Source organism: Paraburkholderia megapolitana (genome assembly GCF_007556815.1).
Lineage (GTDB): Bacteria > Pseudomonadota > Gammaproteobacteria > Burkholderiales > Burkholderiaceae > Paraburkholderia > Paraburkholderia megapolitana.
Genome location: NZ_CP041745.1, coordinates 443517 through 460412 on the forward strand (window position 1 = coordinate 443517; position 16896 = coordinate 460412).

Below are 16896 nucleotides of genomic sequence, written 5' to 3' on the forward strand. Positions count from 1 at the left end.
CTTGCGCGCTTCGAGCGCGTGCTAGAGGCTACGTTCCCACTGCTCGATCGAGAGATCGTGGCCGAAGCGCCGCTCCGGTATCGTCGATGCGCAGATGAAGCCTTTGCGCTCGCAGAGCCGCTGCGCGTCGCGCATATCGGCGGTGGCCCACAGCAGCAGCTTTGCATAACCGGCCCGCGTCGCGAAGCGCACGCACTCGTCGATCAACTGTGTGCCGACGCCGGCGCCCCGCACCTCCGGCTCCACATAAAACAGCCGCACGCGCGCAACGGTCGTCGATACGCACGCCACGAGCGCCGAGCCGACGATCACGCCTTCCTGGTCGGCGATCCAGCCCGCTTCGCGCAACGGATCGCGATGCCGCGTGAAGTCGCCGGCGATCTTCGCAAGCAATCCTTCGAATGAAGCGTCCCAGCCATATTCGTTCGTGAACAACTGCGCCTGGCGATGCACGAGCCAGCCGTATTCGCCCGCGGTGGGCGGGCGCAGTGTGACGGCGCGGTGCCGAAGCTGCGGATCGAGCAGCCACTCGATCTGCTTCATCGCGTCGATCAGACGTTCCTGCGAAGCGGCCGACAACTGGATCAGCAACGCCGACACTTCCGCGACTGCTGCCGCATTGAGCGGTTGCCAGGCAGTGAGTCCTTCCTCGGTCAGCGACAGCAGGGACTGGCGCGCGTCGGTGTCGGACGGGCGACGCGTGATCAGGTTGCGACGTTCGAAACTGGTGAGCAGCCGGCTCAGATAGCCGGTATCGAGCCCGAGATTGCGGGCGAGCACCGCCGCAGTCTGCGCATGTCCGCCCGCGAGTTCGTGCAGGACACGAACCTCGGTGAGCGAAAAGACGCTTTTCTGCAGATGGTCGTGCAGCACGCCGATGTGCTGCGTGTAGAAACGGTTGAAGTGGCGGACGGCCTCAGCGCGCCGCTGCGCTGCCGAATCGTTCAAACGCGTGCCCCCGGAATCATGCGGATTAAGGCAGCACTATATTGCATTGCACGCGATTGTTAAAACGACCGATATTTCATGGCTTTGCAGCAACTGGTATTGGAAAGGTATCTCAACTGGTGCGCGCATCGCGCATAGGTGCGGACCACTTCGCAGTATTGGTCCTTTCAAATGGCTTGAATACGGGTAAATCCTGGGCACGTTGAACCTCACCCAGAAGGCCATCTATGGCCCGAAACGGCCCGTCCAGCAAGGCTCTCGATCGTTTCCACGAAATAGATACCAGTTCGTTGACTGGTATTATTGTGGTTATATAATGGGCTCGAATTTGAAGAACCCGGGTGAGCTTCTGCGCTCGCCTCTCGGCCACGCTCTTCTGGACGGATTTGCCGGAGCCCCATGGAAACACGCTGGTCCGCGCTCGTGCCCGACGCGCGCAACCTCACGCCGCTCTACCTGCAGCTCGCACGCAATCTCGCGACCGCGATCCATTGCGGCGTCTGGTCGGCAGGCGAGGCGCTGCCGTCGGAGCGCACGCTGTCCGATGCGATCGGCGTATCGCGCATTACCGCGCGCAAGGCCATCGAGCTGCTGGTCGAGCAGGGCTTGATCCGGCGCGCGCGCGGTGCCGGCAGTTTTATTACGCCGCGTGTCGAAGATCCGCTGTCGCGGCTCACCGGCTTCACGAAAAAGATGGAGCAACGCGGCTTCAGGCCCGATTCGATCTGGCTCGAGCGCGACGTGCGGCCGGCGAATCGCGACGAGATCGTCCATCTCGGTCTGTCGCCAGGTGCGACGGTCGCGAGCCTGCGGAGGCTGCGGCGCGCGGACGGCATCGTGATGGCGGTCGAGCATTCGACGCTGCCCGTGTCGATCGTGCCGGACCCGCAGGCGGTCGGTGCGTCGTTGTACGGTTATCTCGAGCAGCGCGGTGCCTCTGTGGTGCGCGCGCTGCAGCACTTCCGCGCGGTCAACGCGACCAGCGAGATCGCCGCATTGATGGACATGGAGCCGCGCTCGGCGCTGCTCGTCATCACGCGCATCGGCTATAGCGCCGACCAGCGCGCGATCGAACTAACGGACACCTATTGCCGCGACGACTACTACGACTTCGTCGCAGAACTGCGCAGCTAGCAGCGGCGAGTTTTTCGTCGAGGGTGCGGAACACTGGGCCGCGCCGAACAGTCATGCATTGCATTACGCATCATCAGAGAGACTCATGCTGACCGGAAACATACTGACACCCGATGGTTGGATTCACGGCAAGCTCGAATGCGAGAACGGCCGCATCACGTCGTTGACGGGCCGAGCCGTCGATCCCGCGAACAACGACGCGCCCTACATCCTGCCGGGCTTCATCGATCTGCACGTGCACGGCGGCGGCGGTGCCGACGTGATGGAAGCGGGCAACGCAATCGAAACGATCACCCGCACGCACGCGCGTTACGGCACGACGAGCCTGCTCGCGACGACGATGACCGCGCCGCGCGACGAGTTGATGAACGTGGTCGCCGGTCTCGGTGAAGTGACGCGCAAGCGCACGTCGGGTGGCGCGCGCGTGCTCGGCGTGCATCTCGAAGGACCGTATATCAATCCCGGCAAGCTCGGTGCGCAGCCGGACGCGGCGGTGTCGGCGGTGCTCGACGAAGTGCTGAAGTATCTGTCGATTGCACCGATCCGTGTCGTCACGCTCGCTCCGGAAATTGCCGGTCACATTGAGATCATCTCGGAGATGGCGGCGCGCGGCGTGCGCGTGCAACTCGGCCACTCGCTTGCAACTTACGACGATGCGGTCGCGGCACTGAAGCACGGTGCCTGCGGTTTCACGCATCTGTTCAACGCGATGTCGCCGCTGCATCACCGCAACCCGGGTCTCGTCGGCGCGGCGCTCGCGCATGCCGAGTACGCAGAGATCATTCCCGATCTGCTGCACGTTCATCCGGGCGCGATTCGTGCGGCGATGCGTGCGATTCCGCGTCTCTACGTGGTGACCGACAGCACGTCGGCAACCGGCATGCCCGACGGCGAATATCGCCTGGGCAGCCAGCACGTCACCAAGTGTCTCGGCGGCGTGCGTCTCGCCGACGGCACGCTTGCCGGCAGCACGCTGACGATGGATCAGGCGCTGCGCAACCTCGTCTCGCTCGGCCTGCCGATGGCCGACGTTTCAAACCGTCTGTCGCGCTACGCCGCCGATTATCTCGGCATCGAAGACCGCGGCCGTCTCACGCGTGGTGCGTGGGCCGACGTCGTCGTGTTCGATCGCGAACTGGCACTGACTGCGACTTACGTCGAAGGAGAATCGATTGTCGAATATGCTTAAAGAGGCGCTGGCGTCCGCCGATGCGGTCGCCGCGCAACTCGCCGATACGTCGCGTGTGGAAGCACTCGCGGCACGGCTTGCCGAAGCGCCGCGCGATGTCGCGCTCACGGTGGCGCGCGGTAGTTCCGATCACGCCGCGAGCTATTTCGCAAGCCTAACGATGAGCCGCTTAGGCGTGCCGGTTGCCTCGCTGCCGATGTCGGTGGCGACGTTGCAGCAGGCGCCGTTGCGTGTGCGCGGTCAGCTCGCAATTGCATTCTCTCAATCGGGCAAGAGCCCCGATCTGATCGGCACGATGGTTGCGCTGCGCGATGCCGGCGCATTGACCGTCGCCGCAGCGAACGCACCGGGTTCGCCGCTTGCCGCGGCATGCGAATGGGATCTGCCGCTGTCCGCTGGTCCTGAATTGAGCGTTGCCGCGACGAAGAGCTACATCGCGATGCTGTCGTTGTCCGCGCAACTGGTCGCTCACTGGCAGCGCGACGAAGCGCTGCTCGGCGCGTTGCGTACGTTGCCCGATGCGCTGCGTGCAGCAGGTACGCTCGACTGGTCGAGCGCGGTCGTAGAGCTGCGTGGTGTGGAGCGGATGATCGTGATCGGTCGCGGTCTCGGTCTCGCGATCGCGCAGGAAGCCGCGCTGAAGCTGAAGGAAACCTCGGGCATTCAGGCTGAAGCGTTTTCGAGCGCGGAAGTGCGGCACGGTCCGATGGAACTGATCGATCGCGACTACCCGCTGCTCGTGTTCGCACCGCGTGGCCCGGAACAGGAAGGGCTCGTGCAGCTCGCGCGCGACATGAAAGCACGCGGCGCCCGCGTGCTGCTCGCGGCCCCCGACGACGTCGCCGAAGCGACGCTGCCCGTCGTGCAGACCGCACACCCGGCGCTCGATCCGATCGCCACGATCCTTTCTTTCTACGTGATGGCCGCGGCGCTCGCCGCCGCACGCGGACGCAATCCCGACGCGCCGCGCCATCTGAACAAAGTCACCGAAACTCACTGATCGAGAAACCAGATGCGTCGTGTCGAGGAGTCACGTTTGATGAGCCCTGCCCAAGGCCATATAGTCCTGCTTGCGCCGCTGACCGGTCCTGTCGTGCCGCTCGCGAACGTGCCCGACCCGGTGTTCTCGGGCGGCATGTTCGGCGACGGCATCGGGATCGATCCGCTCGTCGGCAAGCTTGTCGCGCCGTGCGATGCGACCGTCACGCATCTTGCGCGTACGGGCCACGCGGTCACGCTGCGCACCGACGATGGCGCTGAAATCCTGCTGCACATCGGTATCGATACGGTCGAGCTGAACGGCAAGGGCTTTGCACCGATGATCGAACAGGGCGCGCAAGTGCGTGCCGGCGATGTCCTGATCGAGTTCGATCAGGATCAGATTGCGTGTGCGGCACCGAGCCTTGTGTCGGTGGTGGCGATCGCTAACTCGGATGCCTTCGAAGTGGTCGAGCGCGCGGCTGGTGGCATGGTGGTGGCAGGCGAAACGCCGCTGCTCGTGCTGCGTGCCCGTCAAGGTGCCGCCGCGGATGCTTCGCGCGAAGCGAGTGTTGTGGTCGATGAAGCGCGTCGTCATGTGACGCTTGCGCACGCCGGCGGTCTGCATGCGCGGCCCGCCGCACGTGCGCGTGAAGCTGCGCGCGGTTTCGATGCGCGTGTCGAAGTGCGCTATGACGGTCGTAAGGCGCCAGTCGAAAGCGTGGTCGGTCTGCTCGGTCTTGGTGCCGGTGAAGGCGCCACGATCGAACTGCTCGGCATCGGTCGACAAGCCGATGCTGCGGTGGAAGCGGTCGCGCGCGAGTTGCTGCGCGAAGCGCATGGCGAAGTTGAAGAGAAGCCGGCGCGGCATAGCTCGCCAGCGCCTCTTGTCGCCGCAGCTAGTGGCGGTGCAGTGCTTGCACCCAACACGCTGGCCGGTGTCTGTGCAGCGCCTGGTGTCGCAGTCGGCAAGCTCGTGCGCTGGGACGACGCAGACCTCGATCCGCCGGAACAGGCGAGCGGCACGTCAGCAGCGGAGAGCCGTCTGCTCGACAAGGCGCTCGCCACCGTCGATGCAGAACTGAACACGACCGTACGCGACGCATCGCAACGCGGTGCGGTCGGCGAAGCGGGCATTTTCACTGTGCACCGTGTGCTACTCGAGGACCCGACGCTGATCGATGCAGCACGCGATTTGATCAGCCTAAGCAAGAGCGCCGGTTTTGCGTGGCGTTCGGCGATCCGCGCACAAATCGCGGTGCTGGCGAAGCTCGACGACGCATTGCTCGCCGAGCGCGCCGCCGATCTGCGCGACATCGAGAAGCGCGTGCTGCGCGCACTTGGTTATACGAACAGCGCCGCGCGAACGCTGCCCGACGAGGCTGTGCTCGTAGCGGAAGAATTCACGCCGTCGGACCTGTCGTCGCTCGATCGCACGCGCGTCACTGCAATCGTGATGGCACGGGGCGGTGCGACCTCGCATGCGGCGATCATCGCGCGGCAGATCGGCATTCCCGCGCTGGTCGCGGTCGGCGATACGCTGCTCGCGATTCCCGACGGCACCCAGGTGGTAGTCGATGCATCGGCGGGCCGGCTCGAATATGCGCCGAGCGCGCTCGACGTCGAACGCGCGCGACTCGAGCGCACACGGCTTGCCGACGTACGCGAAGCGAACCGTCGCGTGTCGCAGCAAGCCGTCACGACCCGCGATGGCCACGCAGTCGAAATCGCCGCGAACATCGCGACGCTCGACGACGCGAAGGCCGCTGTCGACAACGGCGCCGATGCCGTCGGCCTGCTGCGCACGGAATTGTTGTTCATTCATCGCCAGACGGCGCCGCGCGTCGACGAACATCGCGACAGCTATCAATCGATCGTCGATGCGCTGAACGGTCGCACGGCAATCATCCGCACGCTTGATGTCGGCGCCGACAAGGAAGTCGATTACCTGACGCTGCCGCCTGAACCGAATCCCGCGCTCGGCTTGCGCGGCATCCGCCTTGCGCAGGTGCGCCCCGATCTGCTCGACGATCAATTGCGCGGCCTGCTGGCCGTGCGGCCGATCGGCGCAGTGCGCATCCTGCTACCGATGGTGACCGACGCTGGCGAACTCATACGCTTGCGCGCGCGTATCGACGAACTCGCGCGCGAAAGCGGCCGCACCGAGCCGATCGAAGTGGGCGTGATGATCGAGGTGCCGTCCGCTGCGTTGCTCGCCGACCAGTTGTCGCAGCACGCCGATTTCCTGTCGATCGGCACCAACGATCTCACGCAGTACACGCTCGCCATGGACCGCTGCCAGGCCGATCTCGCGGCGCAGTCCGACGGTCTGCACCCAGCCGTGCTGCGGCTCATCGCGACGACCGTCCAGGGCGCGCAGAAGCATGGCAAATGGGTCGGCGTGTGCGGCGCACTCGCCGGCGATCCGCTCGCCGTGCCGCTGCTCGTGGGCCTCGGCATCACCGAACTGTCGGTGGATCCGGTCGCCGTGCCGGGCATCAAGGCGCGTGTGCGCAATCTCGACTATCAGCTGTGCCGGCAGCGCGCGCAGGATGCGCTCGCACTCGATTCGGCGCAGGCAGTTAGAGCAGTAAGCCGTGAAGTCTGGCCGCTGGACTAGGTCCGGCAGCGTTCGCGACAGGCTTCGCATCAATACGTCAAGCAACGACTTAACGACGATTCGACAACGAGAAGAGGATTGGAGAGACCAATGGATGGAAATCCGTTTCTGAAGGTACAGCGGCTGGGCCGCGCGCTCATGCTGCCGATTGCAGTGCTGCCGGTGGCCGGCCTGCTGCTGCGCCTCGGCCAGCCCGATGTGTTCAACATCAAGATGATCGCCGACGCGGGCGGCGCGATCTTCGACAACCTGCCGCTGCTGTTCGCGATCGGTGTGGCCGTCGGGTTCGCGAAGGACAACAACGGCGTTGCGGCGCTCGCCGGTGCGATCGGCTATCTGGTCGAAATCGCGGTGATGAAGGACATCAACGACAAGCTGAACATGGGCGTGCTGTCGGGGATCATCGCGGGCATCGTGGCGGGGATGCTGTACAACCGCTACAAGGACATCAAGCTACCGGACTACCTCGCGTTCTTCGGAGGGAAACGCTTCGTGCCGATTGTGACGGGGGTGGCGTGTCTCGCACTCGGCATTGTGTTCGGCTACGTGTGGTCGCCGATTCAAGGTGCGATCGACAGCGCTGGTCACTGGCTCACAACCGCCGGCGCGCTCGGCGCATTCGTGTTCGGCCTGCTGAACCGGTTGCTACTCGTCACTGGCCTGCATCACATCATCAATTCGCTGGCGTGGTTCGTGTTCGGCACGTTCACGCCGCCGGGCGGCGTCGCGGTGACGGGCGATCTGCACCGCTTCTTCGCGGGCGACCCGACTGCGGGCGGCTTCATGACGGGCTTCTTCCCGGTCATGATGTTCGGTCTGCCGGCCGCGTGTCTCGCGATGTTCCACGAAGCGCCGAAGGAGCGTCGCGCGGTGGTCGGCGGCCTGCTGTTCTCGATGGCGCTGACGTCGCTGCTGACCGGCGTGACCGAGCCGATCGAGTTCAGCTTCATGTTCCTCGCACCGGTGCTGTACGTGATCCATGCGGTATTGACCGGGCTGTCGATGGCGATCTGTTCGGCGCTTGGCATCAAGCTCGGCTTCACGTTCTCGGCGGGTGCGATCGACTACGTGCTGAACTACGGCCTGTCGACGAAGGGCTGGCTCGCGATTCCGATCGGCATCGTGTATGCGGTGGTGTACTACGGCCTGTTCCGCTTCTTTATCCGCAAGTTCAACATGGCGACGCCGGGGCGTGAGCCGGCATCGGCCGAAGCACAGGTCGATTCGTTCACGACCGGTGGTTACGTTGCACCGACCGCGGGGGCGAGCGTGCCGCGTGCGGCGCGCTACATCGCCGCGCTCGGTGGCGCGGCTAATCTGACGCTCGTCGATGCGTGTACGACGCGGCTGCGTCTGTCGGTGGTCGACCCGGCGCACGTGTCTGAGCCCGAGTTGAAGACGATCGGTGCGCGTGGCGTGCTGAAGCGCGGCGGTAACAGCGTGCAGGTGATCATCGGGCCGGAAGCGGACATCATTGCCGACGAGATTCGGGCGACGCTTGCTCAAGGTGGTGGTGCGGCGGACCTCGGTGCGCAGCCGGCGAGCACCGCGGCGGCAGCGGCCGCGACCGCGACGCGTGCTGCCGTTGCACCGGTGGCGCAAGCAGCCGGCAGCGGCCCGCTCGATCCCGACCCGACACGCTGGCTGGCGGTGTTCGGCGGCGCGACGAATATCGTGTCGCTTGATGCGGTGGCTGCTACGCGGCTGCGGATCGTGGTGCGCGATCCGTCGTCGGTGGATCGGCAGCGGCTTGCGGCGCTCGATGTGGCGTGGGTATCGGCGGATACGTTCCACATCGTTGTCGGCGACGCGGCGCAGCGCTACGCGCAGCAACTGACGGCGCGGCTGCCTGCTGTGGATGGCGCGAGCGGTGCAACACCGTTGCCTGCATGACGCGATAGTGATTAGAGGCTCAAGCGGTTTGCGCACGATGCGTGAATCGCGGCGATACGAAAAAGCGCTGCCCTTTGCGAGGCAGCGTTTTTTTGTCGGCTGAGATTGTGCAATACGGGTACTGGTGAAGTCTGCTGCGTCGGCAGCTCAGTTCAATTGACGTACGCAAAAAGAGCCGCGCCGCCTTTCGAGGGCGAGGCTTCGGTTCAGCACCCTGCGGCGCCAGACCGTGGCCATACGTTATGCGTAGCCACGCGTACTCACCCAGTGCAATCAACGTGCGCAGAAAAAAGCCCTGCCGTCTTTCGAGGGCAGGGCTCCGACTCGGCACCTTGCGGCGCCAGACCATTTTCATGCGCTATGCGTCGTTACGCATATTCGTTCAGCGCACCACGCATCTTCTTCATCGCACTGGCTTCGATCTGGCGAATGCGCTCGGCGGAAACACCGAATTCGGCGGCAAGATCGTGCAGCGTCGAGCCACCCGAGCCGTCGTCCTCGACGTGCAGCCAGCGTGCTTCGATGATGCGGCGGCTACGGGCGTCGAGCGAGTCGAGCGCGGCGGCGATGCCGTCGCTCTGCAGCTTGTCGCGCTGACGCGCGGCCAGCACGGCGGTCGGCTCGTTGTGCGAATCGGCGAGGTAGGCGATCGGCGCGTACGACTCTTCACCGTCTTCGATCTGGCCTTCCAGTGCGATGTCGCCACCCGACAGGCGCGTTTCCATCTCGGCGACTTCTTCGCGCTTCACGTTCAGTTCTTTCGCGAGACCTTCGATCTCTTCCGGCGTGAACGCCTGCAACCCCTGCTTGTGGCTGCGCAGGTTGAAGAACAGCTTGCGCTGCGCCTTCGTGGTGGCGACCTTCACCGTGCGCCAGTTGCGCAGGATGTACTCGTGAATCTCCGCCTTGATCCAGTGCATGGCGTACGACACCAGCCGTACGTTCTGCGTCGGATCGAAGCGCTTCACGGCCTTCATCAGGCCGATGTTGCCTTCCTGGATCAGGTCGGCATGCGGCAAGCCGTAGCCAAGATAATTGCGCGCGATCGACACGACGAGCCGCAAGTGCGACAGCACCATACGACGGGCGGAATCCAGATTGTTTTGTTCCCGGAACTCCGTGGCGAACTGGCGTTCTTCTGCTGGCGTCAGCATCGGGATCCGGTTCACGGCCTGGATGTAGGCGTCGATGTTGCCCAGCTGGCCGGGCAGCAGCGAAGATTGCGCGAGCGCCAGTGCACCTGCCGGAGCGGCCTTAGCCGACGACGGGCTCAGAGTACTCGGAAGGGTCATTGCGTTGCTCACGTAGGAAACTCCTTTGAAATCAGCAAAAAAGCGTAGTCCGAATACGACTCCACGCGGGATGTTAGCACTCTCAATAACGGAGTGCTAACACTTAGAGTGTGTGGGGTCTTCAAGGTTCCATTCCGCCTATTGGAATTCATATTCTAATAGCATTATACCCCTCTTGTACCCTCACTGCAGCATTCGCGCGATGGGCGTAGGATCTACCCGCGGAGCACGGCCAGCCTTGTAGAAAGAGCGATTTTTTCGGAATTTGAGGTAGCTATTTGCCAGATTTGGCATTCCTCAGATGATCTCTTACTTATGGCCTGCTTCAGGATAACGGCTTCCTTCCACTCGACGATTTCGAGTTCGACCGGGCATTTAGAGGTGTTCGATGAAGAAGAAGAACGATGCGGCGCACGCACTGGCACTCAAAATTACCTTGCTTGGCGGTCTATTGGCAGCATCCGGCGCGGCGTGCGCCGATCAATCCGGCAATCAGTTCGGCATTCAGATCGCCGGCGGCACCGCCGACCATCATGTCCATAAGCTCGACCTGGGCGGGGTGTGGGACCCCGGTCTGACCTGGTGGTATATCGGCGACTGGCATTTCACGGTGGTGGCGGAGGCGCACGCGGCGTGGTGGCACACCGACGAAGGCAACGTCCACGAGAACATCGGCGAATTCGGCTTCACGCCGGTATTTCGCTTCATCAAGGGTTCGGGGACCATCCGCCCATTCTTCGAAGCGGGCTCGGGCATCCGGCTGCTGACGAGCCCCACGATCTCCCGTCGCTACAACCTCGGGTCGGCGTTCCAGTTCGCCGATATGGTCGGTGTGGGCGCGCAGTTCGGCAATCATCAGCAGTATCAGGCGGGCTACCGGTTTCAGCACGTATCGAACGGCGGTATCAAAGAGCCCAATCCTGGTATAAATTTCAGCCAGCTATATTTGCAATATAACTTCTGACGACCGCGGCCGCGTGCAGGCTCAAGTCGGTGTAAAGGGGCTGAGCAATGGCGGCAAAAATGATCGAGGCGATTCGCGAACTTGAACGCGACCGCTTTCGGGCGATGGTCGACGGCGACGGGCCTTTGCTCGACTCGCTGCTTTCGGACGGCGTGAGCTACGTGCACACGAACGGCAAGCGCGAGACCAAGCGGCAGTTCATCGACGCGATCACCGCGGGCCGCCGACGCTACCGGCAGATCGAGATCCAGTCGCAGGACGTTCTGCCGGTCGGCGACACCTGCGTCGTGACTGGCCGCGCGCTGATCGAGATGGAAGCGAATAACGGCGCGCTGCTGTTTCCGATCGCGTACACCGCGATCCATACGCAGGAAGGCGGGCAGTGGCGGCTCGTCGCCTGGCAGGCAACGCGGTGTGCGATCGAATGATGCCTGGCTGAGCCTTGGACCCCTCGCGCTGCTGGCGCCTACTCCGTTCTCTTACCCGCAATCTCGACGATCACGCCCACCTGCCGCGCAATCGCATCGGGCACCGGCGCGTCGCCGCGCAGTACCGCATCGATCCACCCAGCCGTCGTCGCGGCGTCGCGTGCTTCGGGGAGCGCCACAGCAGGCGCGTCGGGCGACGAACGCTCGGCCACCAGCAGCGTTTCGCAGACTCCGTCGTGTAACCAGTCCACCTGCACCTGGCGACGCGTATCCGCGACCGCTTCGCCTTCCGTGCCGCGCGCGAGCAGCGCGCCGCCCGCGGCGGCATCCAGGTGCGTGCTGAACAACTGCGTGAGACTTTCGCGGTAGGGCGGGTGCGTGTAGTTGACGAGCCGCAAGCCGACGGGTGCAAACGGCTGGAGAATTTTCACGAGCGTATGCGTCGAATTGCGCACGCCCATGCGCGCGCGCAACGCGAGGAGCCGCGCGAGCTTCGGTGCGAGTACCGCAGTCGGGGCAAACGCGACGCGCCGCGCAGCGAGTCCGCTTTCGATGTCGCCGTGCGACTGTGCCGCCGCGATACCCAGTTGCGCGAAAATCTCGGCGCTCGTGACGCGACCCGGATCTTCGACGACCCCGTGCACGAGGACCGGCACGCCTTCGCGGGCGAGCAGCAGCGCGAGCAGCGGCACGAGGTTCGGCTGCTTGCGCGCACCGTTGTAGCTGGGAATCGACACCGGTCGATAGTTTCCGTGTGTGCCGTGTACGACCCGGACCGGCTCGAACGATGCGTGCGCCGCGGCCAGCATCGCGGCGAGTTCGTCGGCGGTTTCGCCTTTCACGCGATAGGCGAGCAGCACCGCGCCCAACTCCAGATCGCCCACGCGGCCGTCGAGCATCGCGCTGTAGAGCGCATGGGTGTCCTCGGGCGTTAGCGCGCGTGCGCCGTTCGGTCCGCGACCGATCTCCTTGATGAAGCGGGCGCACGGAAACACGGACGAGGCGGCGGTAGCGGAGGAGTCGGTCATGGGTGGCGTGCAGCGGCGTAGCGCGGTCGGCAAGGGGAGCGAACCTGCATTGTAGGGCCATCGTGCGTCGGGCCAGCGGTGGTGTCACACCCGCCGCTTCGCTGCCCGCCCCGCCGACACCGCCCCAGCCCGCGCGTTACACTCGCTACTTCCGGCGCCGCGCGGGCGGCGCCCTGTCCAGAACGGAGAATGGGATGAGTTACGTGTTTGCCCCGGCGCCGGTTGTCGCGGTGCCGGTTGCCGGGACCGGCGATCAGTTCGCGGTGCGCCGCATCTACTGTGTGGGCCGCAATTACGAGGCTCATGCGCGTGAAATGGGACACGATCCCGACCGCGAGCCGCCGTTCTTCTTCTGCAAGCCCGCGGACGCAGTCGTGTATGTCGCGCCCGGTGCGACCGGCGAATTTCCGTACCCGTCGCAATCGAAGAACGTGCACTTCGAAATGGAACTGGTCGCTGCGATCGGCAAGGCCGGCAAGGACATTCCCGTCGATAGCGCACTCGATCACGTGTACGGCTACGCGCTCGGGCTCGACATGACGCGCCGCGACCTGCAAGGCGAAGCGAAGAAGCTCGGCCGTCCGTGGGATACGGGCAAGGGCTTCGATCATTCGGCGCCGCTGGGCCCGATTCATCCGGTGTCCGAGGTCGGGCACATCGGTAGCGGCGAGATCTGGCTGACCGTCAACGGCGAAGACCGCCAGCGTTCCGACGTGTCGCAACTGATCTGGTCGGTGGCCGAGACGGTTGCCTATCTGTCCACGCTGTTCGAGCTGCAACCGGGCGATCTGATCTTCACCGGCACGCCCGAAGGCGTCGGCCCCATCGTGAAGGGCGACCGGATGAAGGGTGGCGTGGCCGGGATCGGCGAATTCAGCGTGCGCGTGGTCTGAGCCGCGCGTGGAGGAGACACGGAGCATGAAGCTTTACAGCTATTTCCGCAGCTCCGCATCGTACCGTGTGCGGATCGCGCTGAGTCTGAAGAACCTGCCGTACGACTACGCGCCGATTCACATGCTGCGCGACGGCGGCGAGCAGTTCAAGCCGGAATACCGCAAGCTGAATCACGACGCCGTCGTGCCGACGCTGGTGGACGGCGACGACGTGCTGACGCAGTCGCTGGCGATCATCGAGTATCTCGAGGAGACGCATCCGCAGCCACCGCTGTTGCCCGCTGCATCGCGCGATCGCGCATATGTCCGTTCGATCGCGCTGCAGATTGCCTGCGAAATTCATCCGATCGATAACCTGCGCGTGCTGCGGTATCTGAAGCACACGCTCGGGGTGGAAGAGGAGGCGAAGGACGCGTGGTACCGGCACTGGGTCGAGGCGGGTTTCGCGACGCTGGAAGAGCATCTGGCAAGCGATACGCGCACAGGCACGTTCTGCTTCGGCGATACGCCGACGATGGCCGACGCGTGTCTCGTTCCCCAGGTGTTCAACGCGCGGCGCTTCAAGATCGACACGGTGCCATTCCCGACGATCCACCGCATTGCCGATCATGCGGCGAGCCTTGAGGCGTTTGCGCGGGCGGCACCCGGTGCGCAGCCGGACGCGGAGTGAGCGACGGTTGTACGACGGTTTAAATGATGTGAGCGATGTAAAAGCGAAAAGGGCAGCTCAATCGTGAGCTGCCCTTTTCGCATGCAGTCGCTGTCGTGTTGCAGCGAGCGTGATAGCTAGCTGGTCAGTTGTCGAGCAACGCGTCCGCGAACTCTTCCGCGCTGAACGGTTGCAGATCTTCAACCTTCTCACCGACGCCGATGAAATAAACCGGCACCGGGCGTTGCCGCGCGATCGCCGCGAGGATGCCGCCCTTCGCCGTGCCGTCCAGCTTCGTGACGATCAGACCCGTGAGGCCGAGCGCGTCGTCGAAGGCTTTCACCTGGGCGAGTGCGTTCTGCCCGGTATTCGCATCGATGACGAGCAGCACTTCGTGCGGCGCGCCGTCGAGTGCCTTACCGATCACGCGCTTCACCTTGCGCAGTTCTTCCATCAGGTGGAGCTGCGTCGGCAGGCGGCCCGCAGTGTCGGCCATCAGCACATCGATCTTGCGCGCGCGTGCCGCGCCGACCGCATCGAAAATCACCGCCGCCGGATCGCCGCTTTCCTGCGAGACGACCGTCACGTTGTTGCGCTCGCCCCAGATCGCGAGCTGTTCGCGCGCGGCGGCGCGGAAGGTGTCGCCGGCGGCGAGCAGCACCGATTGATCGAAGCGCTGCAGGTGCTTGGCGAGCTTGCCGATGCTGGTCGTCTTGCCGGCACCGTTCACGCCCGCGATCATCATCACGAGCGGCTGTGCGCGGCCGAGCATCAGTGATTTTTCGAGTGGCTTCAACAGATCGACGAGCAGCGTGCGCAGCGCGCTTTTGACTTGCTGTGGATCCGTGAGCCTTTCCGCGCGTACTTTTTCGCGCAGCGATTCAAGCAGGAATTCGGTGGCTTCGACCCCCGCGTCCGACATCAGCAGCGCGGCTTCGAGTTCCTCGTACAGGTCCTCGTCGATGCGCGCGCCGACGAAAATGCCGGTCAGGCTCGAACTCGTTTTCGACAGACCGGTTTTCAGGCGCGTGAGCCACGATTTCTTTGCGGCGGGCTCGGGTACGGGCGGCGGAACGATTTCGACGGCTTCGAGGGCGGTCTCGTCGGGTTCTGGCTCGAACTCAGGTTCGGATTCGAACTCGGGTTCGGGTTTGCGAGCTTCGGCGGCGGCGACTGGTGCGGAAGCCGCGGGCTGTGCAGGTGCGGCGGCCGGCCGTGGCGCCGGGTCCGACGGCCGTGCGGCTGCAGGCGCCTCGGGCACCGCAGACTCCCGCGCCTCCGCTGATTCTTCTACCGCGGCATCAGGCGCTTTCGAGCCCTTGAATCGTTTGAAAAAGCTGAACATGTTCTGGCGTGGCCCAACGGCGCGAAGCGGCACGCCATACGGGATGCAAGGCGTGGAAGGCAAGGCGCGAAAACCGCACATTTTATCAGGCATGCCCTACCGCGTTGTGGCAGCGACCTTGCGGCGCGCCTGCGTGTGGGGTTGCCCGCCTCCGAGGCAGTGCGATATCTGTACGTCGACGCCGCGGCCCCGGCCCACGAAGGCCGTGTGGTAACGTTGGCGCTCCGGTGCGCGTACGCGCTGCACCGTTCCATCCATTCACACCGAATCTGCATGTCCCGTTCCTCCCCTTCTCACGCGCAGAGCGCTTCTTCCGGTCGCGGCAAGACGCATGCGATCCGCATCATCGGGGGCGACTGGAAGCGTTCGCCGCTGCCCGTGCTCGATCTCGACGGGCTGAGGCCTACGCCCGATCGTGTTCGCGAAACCCTGTTCAACTGGCTTGGTCAGCGTCTCGACGGCCAGCGCTGTCTCGATCTGTTCGCCGGCAGCGGTGCGCTGGGCTTCGAAGCGGCGTCGCGCGGCGCTACGCGGGTGTTGATGGTGGAGCGCCATGCGCGCGCCGCGGCACAACTGCGCGCCAATCAGACGCGCCTCTCTGCCACGACGATCGAAATCGTCGAAGCCGACGCGTTGCGTCTCGCGGCAAGCCTCGCGCCGGGCTCATTCGATGTCGTGTTTCTCGATCCGCCGTTTGGCGACGACCTGCTCGGCCGGGCGCTTGCACTAGCCGTGCCGCTCGTTGCGGCAGGTGGAATGCTCTACGTCGAGGCGGGCGAACCTCTCGATGTCGCGCAAACCGATGCGCTCAACGGCTGGCGCGTCGTGCGCCACGGCAAGGCGGGGGCGGTTCACTATCATTTGCTGCAACGCGAAAATGAGGGTTTTTGACCCTCTTCTTTCCTCCGTTTGGCTTCGTCCGCTAGCATCTTGAAGGCTTCGCCGGGTGGTACGCCAGCCTCTTCGGCCATCCTGAAGGCGACGTCATAGTTCGGGATTTGCGTCCCCTTCACGTAGCGATCGAGCGATGGTTGGGGTATCCCGAGGATCTTCGCGACGCTGTTCACCGAGCGTCCCTTGAGTGCTTTGCTTATCAGTTCTTGGTAGCTCATTGAAAACTCCTATTTGCGGCTATACGGATTGGTGTAACATCCGACTTATACCATTTGGTGTAACTCGGCTTGGTGTTACTCTGATTTGAGTGTATCCAGGCCCGGCCAAAAGGTAAACCCAGCATTACCCAAGGGTTGTAAGCCAACGTTACGGGGGTAGCGGTGCCTGCATATCGAGTTCACGCCTACACGCAGCATGCGCATACGCGTGTTGCAACCGTCGAAGTCCGCGCACGCGATGGCGAAAGCGCGCGAGACAAGGCCCGCACTGAGTTGTACCGGCAGGGTCGTCAACCCAATTTCCTTACCCTGGTGCCCGTTGAAGTCGGTGCACCGTTCAATCCTTTCCGTAGTTAATCGACATGTCCAGATGCCTCGCCGATCACGTCACGCCTGACCTGTTCAATGGTCGGACTGGCGACC

Annotated in this window: 15 protein-coding genes; 10 read left to right on the forward strand and 5 right to left on the reverse strand. The window is 64.1% G+C overall.

The window, feature by feature from the left end; translation table 11 throughout:
• Positions 1-21: 21 nt before the first annotated feature.
• The gene (locus FNZ07_RS15375) at positions 22-948 is read right to left on the reverse strand and encodes a bifunctional helix-turn-helix transcriptional regulator/GNAT family N-acetyltransferase (RefSeq protein WP_091009568.1); all 927 of its coding nucleotides are present in this window, start codon (positions 946-948) and stop codon (positions 22-24) included.
• Between the two features lie 399 nt (positions 949-1347).
• Between FNZ07_RS15375 and FNZ07_RS15380 the strand changes: the two genes are divergently transcribed.
• From FNZ07_RS15380 to nagE, 5 genes are all read left to right on the forward strand, one after another.
• The gene (locus FNZ07_RS15380; RefSeq protein ID WP_091009571.1) at positions 1348-2082 is read left to right on the forward strand and encodes a GntR family transcriptional regulator; all 735 of its coding nucleotides are present in this window, start codon (positions 1348-1350) and stop codon (positions 2080-2082) included.
• 85 nt (positions 2083-2167) lie between these two features.
• Positions 2168-3271 carry an N-acetylglucosamine-6-phosphate deacetylase gene (nagA, locus tag FNZ07_RS15385; RefSeq protein ID WP_091009574.1) on the forward strand — a complete coding sequence of 368 codons (1104 nt, stop codon included), beginning with the start codon at positions 2168-2170 and terminating at the stop codon, positions 3269-3271.
• On the forward strand, positions 3264-4271 hold the full coding sequence (locus tag FNZ07_RS15390) for an SIS domain-containing protein (RefSeq protein ID WP_091009577.1): 1008 nt from the start codon (positions 3264-3266) through the stop codon (positions 4269-4271). Before nagA ends, FNZ07_RS15390 begins: the two co-directional genes overlap by 8 nt.
• Before the next feature lie 12 nt (positions 4272-4283).
• On the forward strand, positions 4284-6869 hold the full coding sequence (ptsP, locus tag FNZ07_RS15395; protein WP_091009580.1) for a phosphoenolpyruvate--protein phosphotransferase: 2586 nt from the start codon (positions 4284-4286) through the stop codon (positions 6867-6869).
• A gap of 90 nt (positions 6870-6959) precedes the next feature.
• Complete coding sequence (gene nagE, locus FNZ07_RS15400; protein ID WP_091009583.1) at positions 6960-8762, forward strand: N-acetylglucosamine-specific PTS transporter subunit IIBC; 1803 nt, start codon at positions 6960-6962, stop codon at positions 8760-8762.
• A gap of 368 nt (positions 8763-9130) precedes the next feature.
• Here the strand turns inward: nagE and rpoH are convergent, their stop codons facing one another.
• Complete coding sequence (rpoH, locus tag FNZ07_RS15405; RefSeq protein ID WP_091009586.1) at positions 9131-10066, reverse strand: RNA polymerase sigma factor RpoH; 936 nt, start codon at positions 10064-10066, stop codon at positions 9131-9133.
• Between the two features lie 376 nt (positions 10067-10442).
• Between rpoH and FNZ07_RS15410 the strand changes: the two genes are divergently transcribed.
• Positions 10443-11018 carry an acyloxyacyl hydrolase gene (locus FNZ07_RS15410; RefSeq protein WP_091009589.1) on the forward strand — a complete coding sequence of 192 codons (576 nt, stop codon included), beginning with the start codon at positions 10443-10445 and terminating at the stop codon, positions 11016-11018.
• A 47-nt stretch (positions 11019-11065) separates the two neighbouring features.
• The gene (locus FNZ07_RS15415; protein ID WP_091009592.1) at positions 11066-11446 is read left to right on the forward strand and encodes a nuclear transport factor 2 family protein; all 381 of its coding nucleotides are present in this window, start codon (positions 11066-11068) and stop codon (positions 11444-11446) included.
• Between the two features lie 38 nt (positions 11447-11484).
• On the opposite strand, the gene ybiB is transcribed toward FNZ07_RS15415, so the two are convergent.
• Positions 11485-12474, reverse strand: coding sequence for a DNA-binding protein YbiB (gene ybiB / locus FNZ07_RS15420; RefSeq protein ID WP_091009595.1), 990 nt, complete (start codon positions 12472-12474; stop codon positions 11485-11487).
• Positions 12475-12668: 194 nt separating this feature from the next.
• Between ybiB and FNZ07_RS15425 the strand changes: the two genes are divergently transcribed.
• Both FNZ07_RS15425 and maiA read left to right on the forward strand, forming a co-directional pair.
• Positions 12669-13367: a fumarylacetoacetate hydrolase family protein gene (locus tag FNZ07_RS15425; RefSeq protein WP_091009598.1), complete on the forward strand. Its 699-nt coding sequence runs from the start codon at positions 12669-12671 to the stop codon at positions 13365-13367.
• A gap of 25 nt (positions 13368-13392) precedes the next feature.
• Entirely contained in the window at positions 13393-14037 is a 645-nt protein-coding gene (maiA, locus tag FNZ07_RS15430) for a maleylacetoacetate isomerase (RefSeq protein ID WP_091009601.1), read from the forward strand.
• 124 nt (positions 14038-14161) lie between these two features.
• Here maiA and ftsY read toward each other — a convergent pair whose 3' ends face one another.
• The gene (gene ftsY / locus FNZ07_RS15435) at positions 14162-15361 is read right to left on the reverse strand and encodes a signal recognition particle-docking protein FtsY (RefSeq protein ID WP_091009605.1); all 1200 of its coding nucleotides are present in this window, start codon (positions 15359-15361) and stop codon (positions 14162-14164) included.
• Between the two features lie 273 nt (positions 15362-15634).
• On the opposite strand from ftsY, the gene rsmD reads away from it, so the two are divergent.
• Positions 15635-16252 carry a 16S rRNA (guanine(966)-N(2))-methyltransferase RsmD gene (gene rsmD, locus FNZ07_RS15440; RefSeq protein ID WP_091009608.1) on the forward strand — a complete coding sequence of 206 codons (618 nt, stop codon included), beginning with the start codon at positions 15635-15637 and terminating at the stop codon, positions 16250-16252.
• Here rsmD and FNZ07_RS15445 read toward each other — a convergent pair.
• The gene (locus FNZ07_RS15445; protein ID WP_091009610.1) at positions 16219-16473 is read right to left on the reverse strand and encodes a helix-turn-helix domain-containing protein; all 255 of its coding nucleotides are present in this window, start codon (positions 16471-16473) and stop codon (positions 16219-16221) included. The genes rsmD and FNZ07_RS15445 overlap by 34 nt on opposite strands.
• Positions 16474-16896 lie beyond the last annotated feature (423 nt).